General features: G+C 66.2%; 8 protein-coding genes. 5 read left to right on the plus strand and 3 right to left on the minus strand.

Going from position 1 to position 10,885, the window contains the following annotated elements; all coding sequences use genetic code 11:
• Nucleotides 1–126: 126 nt before the first annotated feature.
• A complete protein-coding gene (locus tag NM961_RS21770; RefSeq protein WP_255916538.1) occupies nt 127–888 on the minus strand; it encodes a GntR family transcriptional regulator in 762 nt (253 codons plus the stop codon).
• Nucleotides 889–1,601: 713 nt separating this feature from the next.
• On the opposite strand from NM961_RS21770, the gene zwf reads away from it, so the two are divergent.
• The 5 genes from zwf to NM961_RS21795 all read left to right on the plus strand — a co-directional run bounded on the left by zwf (nt 1,602) and on the right by NM961_RS21795 (nt 8,452).
• Nucleotides 1,602–3,077 (plus strand): glucose-6-phosphate dehydrogenase, encoded by a 1,476-nt coding sequence (gene zwf, locus NM961_RS21775; RefSeq protein WP_255916539.1) that lies wholly within the window; start codon nt 1,602–1,604, stop codon nt 3,075–3,077.
• The gene (gene pgl, locus NM961_RS21780) at nt 3,061–3,819 is read left to right on the plus strand and encodes a 6-phosphogluconolactonase (protein WP_255916540.1); all 759 of its coding nucleotides are present in this window, start codon (nt 3,061–3,063) and stop codon (nt 3,817–3,819) included. Before zwf ends, pgl begins: the two co-directional genes overlap by 17 nt.
• A 58-nt stretch (nt 3,820–3,877) precedes the next feature.
• Nucleotides 3,878–5,707 (plus strand): phosphogluconate dehydratase, encoded by a 1,830-nt coding sequence (gene edd, locus NM961_RS21785; RefSeq protein WP_255916541.1) that lies wholly within the window; start codon nt 3,878–3,880, stop codon nt 5,705–5,707.
• Nucleotides 5,708–5,840: 133 nt separating this feature from the next.
• Entirely contained in the window at nt 5,841–6,497 is a 657-nt protein-coding gene (gene eda, locus NM961_RS21790) for a bifunctional 4-hydroxy-2-oxoglutarate aldolase/2-dehydro-3-deoxy-phosphogluconate aldolase (RefSeq protein ID WP_255916542.1), read from the plus strand.
• 482 nt (nt 6,498–6,979) lie between these two features.
• A complete protein-coding gene (locus NM961_RS21795; protein WP_255916543.1) occupies nt 6,980–8,452 on the plus strand; it encodes a hypothetical protein in 1,473 nt (490 codons plus the stop codon).
• Nucleotides 8,453–8,539: 87 nt separating this feature from the next.
• On the opposite strand, the gene rhuM is transcribed toward NM961_RS21795, so the two are convergent.
• On the minus strand, nt 8,540–9,619 hold the full coding sequence (rhuM, locus tag NM961_RS21800) for a RhuM family protein (RefSeq protein ID WP_255916544.1): 1,080 nt from the start codon (nt 9,617–9,619) through the stop codon (nt 8,540–8,542).
• 599 nt (nt 9,620–10,218) lie between these two features.
• Complete coding sequence (locus NM961_RS21805) at nt 10,219–10,497, minus strand: hypothetical protein (RefSeq protein WP_255916545.1); 279 nt, start codon at nt 10,495–10,497, stop codon at nt 10,219–10,221.
• Between the last annotated feature and the right edge of the window lie 388 nt (nt 10,498–10,885).

Below are 10,885 nucleotides of genomic sequence, written 5' to 3' on the forward strand. Positions count from 1 at the left end.
ATTCGTGATTCGAAATTCGGGATTCGAGATTCGAGATTCGAGATTGAAAGCGTCACGGCCGAGGGCTCGGGAAGCGAGCCGGTAGCTTTGCATCGAATCCCGACTCCCCAATCTCCAATCCCGCACTCAGCGACCGTCAGGTCCGCTGAGTTCCGCCACAAAGTCATACATATCGCCGCGGTACCAGGAACAGGTGAACTCGACCACACGGCCGTCCTCGAGAAAGCTGCGCCGTTCGATCAGCAGGCCGGCCGCACCGACCGCGACATCGAGCTGGCGCGCCTGGTCGGCATCGAAATTCACTGCGCGCAGGCGCTGCAGCGCACGCTGCGGGCGCAGGCCGTAGCCGTCCAGGGTTTCGTACAGCGAATGGGTGACCTGCGCCGGATCCGGCAGCAGGTTCAGCGGCACGGCGGTGCGCTCTATCGCCAGCGGCTGCTCGCCGGCATAGCGCAGCCGGTACAGGCGCGCGACCTTGGACCCGGGCGACAGCGACAGTGCCATGGCTTCCTGCGGCGTCACTTCGCCGCTGCCGCGGCTGAGGAACACCGAGCGCGGATCCAGCCCGCGGGCGCGCAGGTCGTCGCTGAAACTGGTCAGGCGCGAAAACGATTTGACGATGCGCCCGGCGACAAAGGTGCCGGCGCCGTGACGCTGGATCAGCACATCGTCGGCGACCAGCCCGGCAATAGCCTTGCGCACGGTCACCCGCGACAGCGCCAGCTGCTGGCTGAGGTCGCGCTCGCTGGGCAGGGCTGAACCCGGCGGCAGGTCGCCGCTGGCAATCGCCCGTTCGATCAGATTGCGTACCCGCATCCAGGCCAGCTCGCGGTGCGGCGGCTTTTCCTTGGCCAGTTGGCGCCAGAGTTTGAGCAGGGGAGTGGACATGGGAAGGGACAATACCAGTTGAATACCATGATGGCAAAGTGGGGTGGGAGTGGTTCACAGGCGGTGCGGTGGTTTGGCCTGTGAGTACGGTCGCGAAAAGCAGCAGAAATGCATGTAGAAAGGAAGCGGAAGGGCAGCGGAAAGGCAGCAGAAAGAGTGCTGCACTGCCTCCGTTTCGATATCCAGCCGATGCTGGCCGATTGCGCTTCACCATCTCGTGGGCCACAGCCCCGCTTTAGCCCTCTCCCCCAAGCTTCGCTTGGGGGAGAGGGTTGGGTGAGGGGGCGACGTCTCAGTCGCAAAGGCGGCTCGGTTTTTCGCCGCGACAGCCTCTCCATCCGGCCAGATTCCAGCATCGCCCCCTCACCCCAGCCCTCTCCCCCGCGCGAGCGCGGGGGAGAGGGGGCGCTGCGTTTTATCAGGGCGGCTAGTGTGCTGGTGGAAGCTGGCTGAGGCCGGCTGAGGCCGGGATTCTGGGGGGCAGGCCATGCCAGTCCCCCGCGGCGCACCAGTCTAGCCCGCCACCGCCCGAACCCAGGCTCGCCACCACCAAGGCCGAACCCTTCCCGAGCCGGGAGCCGGCCTCCCGTCGCCTTGCCACTCCCGTCACATCCGCTTAGCCCCCGCTTGCCATGCTGTAGCTGTGTCGTCCCGGCTACCCGATCTGGTATTTCAGTGGTATTGTCCGCGGCAACCGAGCAAGGAGGGTCCCAGTGACAGCCCCAGCCAGCCAGGTCGATCCGTTCGACCTCGTCATTTTCGGCGGCACCGGCGATCTGGCCGTGCGCAAACTGCTGCCGGCGCTGTACCACCGCTATGCCGACGGGCAGATCCAGCCCGGCAGCCGCCTGATCGGCGTGGCACGCGATACGCTTTCCCAGGCCGACTACCATACCCGCGTGCGCGCCGCCCTGGCCAAAGCCCAGGGCGAGGACCTGCCCGAGGACGTGCTGCAGGGCTTCCTCAAGCTGGTTTCCTACCACGCCCTGGATGCGCGCAAGGACGACGGCTGGAGCCAGTTCGCCGCCGCCATGCAGCCGGATTCCGACCGCGTCTGCGTGTTCTACCTCGCCACCAGTCCGGAAATCTTCATCCCGATCTGCGAGCGCCTGCGCGAACACGGCCTCAACCACGGCAAGGTGCGCGTGGTGGTGGAAAAACCCATAGGCCGCGACCTGAAATCCGCCGCCGCGATCAACGACGCGGTCGGCCGCTGCTTCGCCGAACAGCAGACCTTCCGCATCGACCATTACCTGGGCAAGGAGACCGTGCAGAACCTGGTCGCCCTGCGCTTCGGCAATGCCCTGTTCGAGCCGCTGTGGAATGCCGGCCATATCGACCACGTGCAGATCACGGTCGCCGAGACCATAGGCGTGGAATGGCGTGCAGGTTTCTACGACGGCGCCGGCGCACTGCGCGACATGGTGCAGAACCACCTGCTGCAACTGCTCTGCCTGGTCGCGATGGAGCCGCCGGCCTCGCTGGCGCCCGATGCGATCCGCGACGAGAAACTCAAGGTGCTGCGCGCGCTCAAGCCCATCAACGAGAGCAACGCCGCGCAGTGCTCCGTGCGCGGCCAGTACCGCGCCGGCGCCTCCAACGGCGGCGCCGTGCCCGGCTATCTGGAAGAAATCGCGCGGCCGGAATCGCGCACGGAGACCTTCGTCGCGCTCAAGGCCGAGCTGGGCAACTGGCGCTGGGCCGGCGTGCCGTTCTACCTGCGCACCGGCAAGCGCCTGCCCGAGCGCGTGTCGGAAATCGTCATCACCTTCCGCGCGATTCCGCACTCCATCTTCGGCGAACACGCCGGGCCGATCTCGCCCAACAAGCTGGTGCTGCGCCTGCAGCCCGACGAAGGCGTCAAGCTGTGGCTGATGAACAAGTACCCCGGCCCCGGCGGCCTGCGCCTGCGCCGCGTCGCGCTGGACATGAGCTTTGCCGAGGCTTTCGGCGTGCGCAATCCGGATGCCTACGAGCGCCTGCTGATGGACGTGGTGCGCGGCAATCCCACGCTGTTCATGCGCCGCGACGAAGTGGAGGCCGCCTGGGCCTGGGCCGATCCCATCCTGCAGGCCTGGGAAGCGAGCAACGAAGCACCGAAATCGTATACCGCCGGCACCTGGGGCCCCAGCGCCGCGGTCGCCCTGATCGAGCGCGACGGGAGAACCTGGCATGAAGATGCACCTTGACGCCCCGCGCGAGCCGCGCCCGCGCCGGCGCGACCTGCATGCGAACCTGGTCGAGCACGCCTACGCCGACAGCGCCACGCTTGCGCGTGCGCTGGCCGCTGCCGTGGCCTGCGATCTGCGCGATGCGATCCTGACCCGCGGCCTGGGCCTGCTCGCCGTCTCCGGCGGCAGCACGCCGCGGCGCTTTCTCGCCGAGCTGGGCCGCCAGCGCCTGGACTGGGCGCGCGTGGTCGTGACCCTGGCCGACGAACGCTGGGTGACGCCGGACGATCCGCGGTCCAATGCGCGCCTGCTGCGCGAAACCCTGTTCAGCGGCGCAGCCGCCGCGGCGCGCTTCGAGCCCTTGTTCGAGCCCGCCTTCGATGCCACCGCCGCCCTGCCGCGCATCGCGCGCCGGCTGGAAGCCCTGCCGCTGCCGTTCGACGCGGTGGTACTGGGCATGGGCAACGACGGTCATACCGCATCGCTGTTTCCCGGCGGCGATACGCTGGAACAGGCGCTCGATCCGCTGGGCCGCGCGCGCGTGCTGGCCCTGCATGCGCCCGCCGCGCCGGAGCCGCGCATCACGCTCACCCTGCCCACCCTGCTTGCAACGACCGCGCTGTACCTGCATATCGAAGGCGCCGAGAAGCGCAATGTGCTCGCGCGCGCGCTGGATGCGCAGACGCGCAACGCCGATATGCCCATACGCGCCGTCATCAACTGCGCCGGCGAGCCGCTGCGCATGTACTGGGCGCCGTGAGCGCGGCGGCGCGGCCGCGTCGCGCGCCGGCACCCGCCACGGCCACAAGGAGGCTGCCATGCCGCTGAATCCCACCCTCGCCGCCGTCACCCGCGCCATCGCCGAGCGCAGCCGCGCCACGCGCGAACGCTACCTGGACCGCATCGCTGCCGCCCGCGGCGACGGTGCGCGGCGCAACCGGCTTTCCTGCGGCAATCTCGCCCACGGCTTCGCCGGCTGCGCCGAGCTGGACAAGGAACGCCTGCGCGAAGGCGTGACGCCGAACATCGGCATTGTCACTGCCTACAACGACATGCTCTCGGCGCACCAGCCCTACGAGCGCTATCCCGAACTGATCCGCACCGCCGCGCGCGACTTCGGCGCCACCGCCGAAGTCGCCGGCGGCGTGCCGGCCATGTGCGACGGCGTGACCCAGGGCCGCACCGGCATGGAACTGTCGCTGTTCTCGCGCGATGTGATCGCGCTGGCCAGCGGCGTGGCGCTGTCGCACGACATGTTCGATGCGGCGCTGTACCTGGGCATCTGCGACAAGATCGTGCCGGGCCTGCTGATCGCCGCGCTGCATTTCGGCCATATCCCGGCTTTGTTCGTGCCCGCGGGCCCCATGCCCACCGGCGCCTCCAACGATGAGAAAGCCAAGGTGCGCCAGCGCTACGCCGAAGGCAAGGCCAGCCGCGCCGAACTGCTGGATGTGGAAGCGCGTTCCTACCACGCGCCCGGCACCTGCACCTTCTACGGCACGGCCAATTCCAACCAGATGCTCATGGAGATCATGGGCCTGCAGCTGCCGGGCTCCAGCTTCGTGCATCCGAACACCGAACTGCGCGATGCGCTGACCGTGGCCGCGGTGCAGCGCGCGCTGGCCATCACCGCGCTGGGGCAGAACTACCTCCCGCCCGGCCGCATCGTCGGCCCCGAGGCCATCGTCAACGGCGTGGTCGGCCTGCATGCCACCGGCGGATCCACCAACCATCTGCTGCATCTGGTCGCCATCGCGCGCGCCGCGGGGCTGGAGCTGACGCTGGAAGATTTCGACGCCCTGGCCGGCGTGGTGCCGCTGCTAGCCAAGGTCTATCCCAATGGCAGCGCCGACGTGAACCAGTTCCACGCCGCCGGCGGCATGGGTTTCCTCATCGCGCAATTGCTCGATGCCGGCCTGCTGCACGGGGACTTCGCCACTATCACTGGCGCCGGCATGGACAGCTACCGCAGCGCGCCCTTCCTGGAAAAAGACAAGACGCTGCATTGGCTGCCGAGCACCGCCGACAGCATGGACACCAGCACGCTGCGCCCGGTGGCACAGCCGTTCCGCGCCGACGGCGGCCTGCGCCTGCTCAGCGGCAACCTGGGCCGGGCCGTAATCAAGGTTTCCTCGGTGCCGGAAGACCGCTACACCATCGAAGCGCCCGCGCGGGTTTTCAACGACCAGGATGCGGTGCAGAAAGCCTTCGACCGCGGCGAACTCACGGAAGACGTGGTCGTTGTCGTGCGTTATCAGGGCCCGCGCGCCAACGGCATGCCCGAACTGCACAAGCTCACGCCCGCGCTGGGCGTGCTGCAGGGGCGCGGCCTGCGCGTGGCCCTGGTCACCGACGGCCGCATGTCCGGCGCCTCCGGCAAGATTCCCGCCGCGATCCACCTCACTCCCGAAGCCGCCTGCGGCGGCGCGATTGCCAAGCTGCGCGATGGTGACCGCGTGCGCGTGTGCGCTGTCAATGGGCGCGTCGAGGTGCTGATCGATGCGGACGAATGGGCGGCCCGCGAACTGCCGCCGAAGCCGGATCTCAGCGCCAACAATCACGGCCTGGGCCGCGAAATGTTCGCGATGTTCCGTGCGCAGGTCAGTACGGCCGATACCGGCGCCACGATTTTTGGGGTTGTGGAATGAATGCGACGGCCGTGCGGTATCGCAGCTGCAACCGCAACGATCTTCGGTGTCGTGGAGTGAATGCCGCGGCCGCGCTGTGCCGCAATCCGGACAGCGTGGCTCGTTGCCACGCTAGCCCTTACGGAGTCATGCAATGAGCGAGCAGATGGTTTCGCGCCAGGCGGAAGTCGAAAGCGTGCTGCGCCTGGCGCCCGTGGTTGCCGTGGTCGTGCTGCAGCGCGTGGAAGATGCCGTACCGCTGGCCCGCGCATTGGTCGCCGGCGGCATTCCCGCGGTCGAGATCACCTTGCGCACGCCGGTCGCGCTGGAAGCCATACGCGCTGTCGCCAACGAAGTCGAAGGCGTCGCCGTCGGTGCCGGTACCGTGCTCAACGCGCGCGACTTCCACGCCGCCGCGAGAGCCGGCGCGCGCTTCGCCGTGTCGCCCGGCCATTCGCCGGCCTTGCTGGACGCCGCCGAAGACAGCGAATTGCCGTATCTGCCCGGTGCTTCCACGGCAAGCGAAGCGATGACGCTGGCGGAGCGTGGTTATCGCTGGCAGAAGTTCTTTCCTGCCGTGCCGGCGGGCGGTGTCGACTTTGTGCGCGCGCTGGCTTCGCCGCTGCCGGGCATCGGTTTCTGTGCTACCGGTGGTATCAGTGCGCAGACGGCGAAGCAGTGGCTGGCCTTGCCGAACGTGGTTGCGGTCGGCGGATCGTGGCTCACGCCCAGTGACCTGGTCGCCGCTGGAAACTGGACGGCGATTGCCGCATTGGCGGGCGAGGCGGCGAGGTTGGTTTCGCCGGGCTGAAATCGATTCGGCGCCCCGTCGCTGCGCTGAAAAGCGGGAAACAACGAATGCCAGCCGGCGCAGAACCGCCTGGTTCGCGTCACGCTTGCACTGGCCAATTCCCACATTCTCCGGGTGCCGCCTACCGACAAGCGGTGCGTCGGTCGTTTGCTGCGCCGATCCGGTTTGTTCCCCACTTGCCGCGCTCTGGGACGGGCGAGAGGATCACGATGCGATCCGCCTGCGGACAGCCGTGGCTGTGGCCTGGATTCTTCACGGTCGAAAATATCCGGCAGGTGCTTTCGATCGGCTGGCCGTTTTCGTCGTCGCTGTCGCTTGACGATGTCTCTCCCGGTTCGACCGAATGGATTCCGATGCCATGAAAGCGCTGCTCGTTGCCGCCTTGCTCGCCGCCTGACCCGTTTCCAACGTCCGCCCTGTCCGTTTGGGGGAAACACGCGCAACACCCGTCTCCACGGGTAATCCCAGAGAACGGAATCCCCATGCAACGACTTCCACTGCGCCTGGCGGCACTCGCACTGGCCTGTACGGGCCTTTCGGCCCAGGCCGTGTACATCAACCCGGAAGGTACCGGCCAGGTGCTGCTGTTTCCGTACTACACCGTCAATGCTGGCCAGGCCACTGTTATCAGCCTGGTCAATGCCGGCGAGAAGAGCAAATTGCTCGCAGTCACCTTTCGCGAGGGCTATAACAGCCGCGAAGTGTTGAGTTTCAATGTGGTCCTCGCCCCGCACGACACGTGGACAGGCACGGTCTACGGGGACGATCAGGACGGCCCTGCACGCCTGATAACCCGTGACGAAAGCTGTACCTTGCCGTCCAAGGCGCAGTGGACTGGGCCACTGCTTGGTGGCAGCTACGAAAAAACCTTCTATGCCTGGGCTTATAACGGCAGGAGCGTTGATGGCGGCCTCACCACCGGTGCGCGCACACGCGAAGGCCATCTCGAAGTGATCGAACGCCTCGAACTCAGCGGCGCCCTGGCCGCCGCGGTGGAAAACCAGCATCCGCCCCACTGCGCGGCATTGCAGGCTATCAGCGCACAGGCGGCAGGTCTGAATCCGCCCGGCGGCGATCTCTATGGCAGCTTTGCCGTCATCGATGTGGCCGAGGGCACGCTGTTCGGCGGCACAGCCACCGCCGTCGACGATTTCAGCCGCGTCCCCCTGATCAACGACTATGGGACTTTGAACTGGCTCCACGCGGCGAGAAGTCGCGGTGGCGCCTTCGGCGAAACCGATGCCGTGGTTCCGATCGATGGCCGCCTGCAGACACTGGTCTTCGCCAACAACCTGGAACTGACAAATAATGCGGGCCCCAACGCCCTGTCAGCACTGCTGATGACAGAAAACCTCTACGGCGACATCAGCCGCGAGGCCAGCCTGGGCAGCCACAGCGAATGGGTGATCACGTCACCGACCAGGTTCATGCACACCGCGGACCCGCGGGGTCAAGAATATGCCCAGCTCGCGCCGTTCAACGGCCGTTTCAACGACCCCGCGCCGGATTCCTCCTGCACGCCGTTCACGCCACGCGCCTACGACCGCGAAGGCCGCAGCGTGAACATCCTCCGCGACACCAACCCGCCGCCCGGCAGCCTGCCGCAACACGCGCTGTGCTACGGCACCAATGTGGTCCACTTCTCCGATCTGGCCGCCGACGGCAGCACGCCGCTGCTGGGTTCGCGGCTGGGCACCAAGGTAAAGCCGGACATGGAAGCCGGCAGTGTGGTACTGGAACTGGCCACGGTGCAGGACAGCACTCGGCGCAACACCCTGCCTGCGGGCGTGCGTGGCCCTACGCTGCTCGGCCTGCCGGTGATCGGCTTCGAGGTCGTGCGCTACATCAACAACAACGTGACCCCGGGCGTGCTGTCCAACTACGCCGCCGCCACGCCACTGCGCCGCAGCGTGCGCTGCGGCAACGCCGCTGGCGAGGCGCAGGACTGCCCCTGAGCCAGCGAGCCGGCATCGCAGTTGCGGCGCGGTGCGAACAGAGGCGCGAACAGGGTCAGGTCAGCTCCCGGAGCCATACAGCAGAAGTTAACCCGACCTCGTTTCCGGCAAAAATTTCCGGTTCGCACAACGGTGCTGCTGCTGCAGTTCGGCCTCAGGATGGTGCCAACTTCTTGGCAGCAGCCAGACGCTGGGCCTCGGCCTGCAAGTGGCTGAGTTCGTCCTCAGCTTCGTGGTGGGCGGCCAGGGCTTCGGTAGCGCGGCGGCGCGCGTCGAAGGCGGCATAGCGTTCGCCGATGGCCGTTTCCATGTCCCCGTGCGAGACAGGGCCCGTTCGTTGAAGCTGAGGAAACGGTCGGTTTGTTCGATCCAGTCGGCCATGCGCATTTCGATGCGGCGCAGGGCACGGTCCTCGGCGAAATCCAGGAACATGCTTACCAGGCGGTTGAGCTGATCGAGTTCCTGCGCGTCGAGGTAATTCTTCGAGACCAGGGCATCGGACTTGCGCACGCGGTCGCCGGCCCAACTGGCCAGTCCCATCTGGTCGGCTGCGGCATCGGCCCGCTCCACGATCAGCTGGGCGGCGGTGCGGCCGGTAACGGCATAGATCAGCTTGTTCTGGATGGTGGCAAAGAAGGTCTTTGCCGTCTGCGCCGTGCCGTCGTAGTCGCTGCTGGCGGTTTTGAACAGGTCGCGCAACTTCTGGTAGAAGCGTTTCTCCGAGCTGCGGATATCGCGAATGCGCCGCAGCAGCTCGTCGAAGTAGTCCGCACGTTCGGCGTCCTTGAGCCGCCGGTCGTTGAGAAGGAAGCCCTTGACCAGATACTCAGCCAGGGTTGTGCCGGCCCACCGTCGGAACTGGGATCCGCGGGGGGAGCGGACCCGGAAGCCGACCGCCAGGATCAAGTCCAGGCGATAAAGCATTGTTTTATAACGCTTACCGTCACTGGCAGTTGTCAAGTAAAACTTGACAACTGCCTCCTCCGAAAGCTCTTCCTCGGCAAAGACCTTGCGGATATGCAGGCTAATGTTCTGCTTGCTGGTCTCAAACAGTGCCGCCATCTCCCCCTGGGTCAGCCAGACGGTACCGTCGGCGGCCCGAAGATGGATATCGGTGCGGCCGTCTTCTGTGCGGTACAGGATCAGTTCGCCTTTGCTGTCGCTCACGCCTACTCCTTGGTGTTGTGGCTTCGCCTGGGTGAGGTCGGTGATTTCCTGGCATTCGTAGTGGACGCCAAGATTCGCGCAGAAGCTGGTTTTTGCGCTGCGCTCCTGGAGCGGGACCACATTTAGCTCAACACCCTTTTGCCGGTTCAGGTCCCGGCCGCTGCGCGCCGGGAGTCGGCCTGGACCACGGACCCCGCCATCGCCGCCTGCCAGCGTGCAAGATGCCTGAATTTCAGTCTCGATGGACCAAAAATCACTCAGCGGAGAGTAATAGCCATCCTCCGGCCACTGGCGGTGATCCGTCCGTCCGTGATCACCACGCAGCGCTGATGAGCAATCACCCGCTGGCGACTGAAATTCAATCAATGATCAAGGGCCGGCCACTCACCCGAGGCAGAAAATCACTCGGCCGAAAGTCGCAACCACACAGCACTGAGTGAATTTCACCCGTCGAAAAGTGATTTCCAGTCAGCGATGCGTGGGCCGCATACACCAGGCCCCGGCAGCCGGTCGACGGTGGCCTCCACCCAGTCGATGCCGGGAAGGCGCAGGCACCGGCAGGCCGGAGCGGCACCAGGCCGCTCCGGCTGCCAGCCGCCTCAGGTATCGCGCTGGAAACTCGCCTCCATCAGTCCACGCACATCGCGCGACAGAATGGCTACGGCCTCCAGAATGCCGAAGTGCGAGTGCGAATCCGGGTCCTCCAGCTGCGCAACGGCCACGGTCTCGCTGAGGGTCTGTATGGCCGTGATGCGGTCCAGCATTTCTTCGCGCAAGGCCTCGCGCTGGGCCACCGTATCCAGCACATACGCAAACAGCACCGGTTCGGCCGAAGGAATTTCGCGGCGCAGCGGATAGAACGAACCTTGCTTGCTCATGGCGCGCGCCTCCCGCAGAACGGAACAACGCCGCCAATGCGGATAAAGCAACCGGGCCTCAGCGTGGGCCTGAAGAACGCATACCGGACATCCATGGTCAACTCCCTTTGTGTGGAGTCGCCACCCGGAACGGTGAAAGAAGGGGGGCGAACGGTGTGCGGGTTAGCGGACCGGACACGGAGACCGGCGAGCCTTGCGGCTCCCCGCACACCGCCGCCAGAAATCGGCAGACTACGCTGCAGGAATTCCGGGCATAAAAAAGGTTTGAACCGCCCCGGGAACCCCGGAGACTCATTGGTGTGAGTCACGCCGCCATGGCGAGCTCACGGATTTGCCGATAGTAGGCCGCCTCAGCTTCTGCCGGCGGGATGTTGCCGATCGGCCCCAG

This window comes from Tahibacter harae (genome assembly GCF_024437735.1).
In the GTDB taxonomy this organism is placed as follows: Bacteria; Pseudomonadota; Gammaproteobacteria; order Xanthomonadales; family Rhodanobacteraceae; genus Tahibacter; species Tahibacter harae.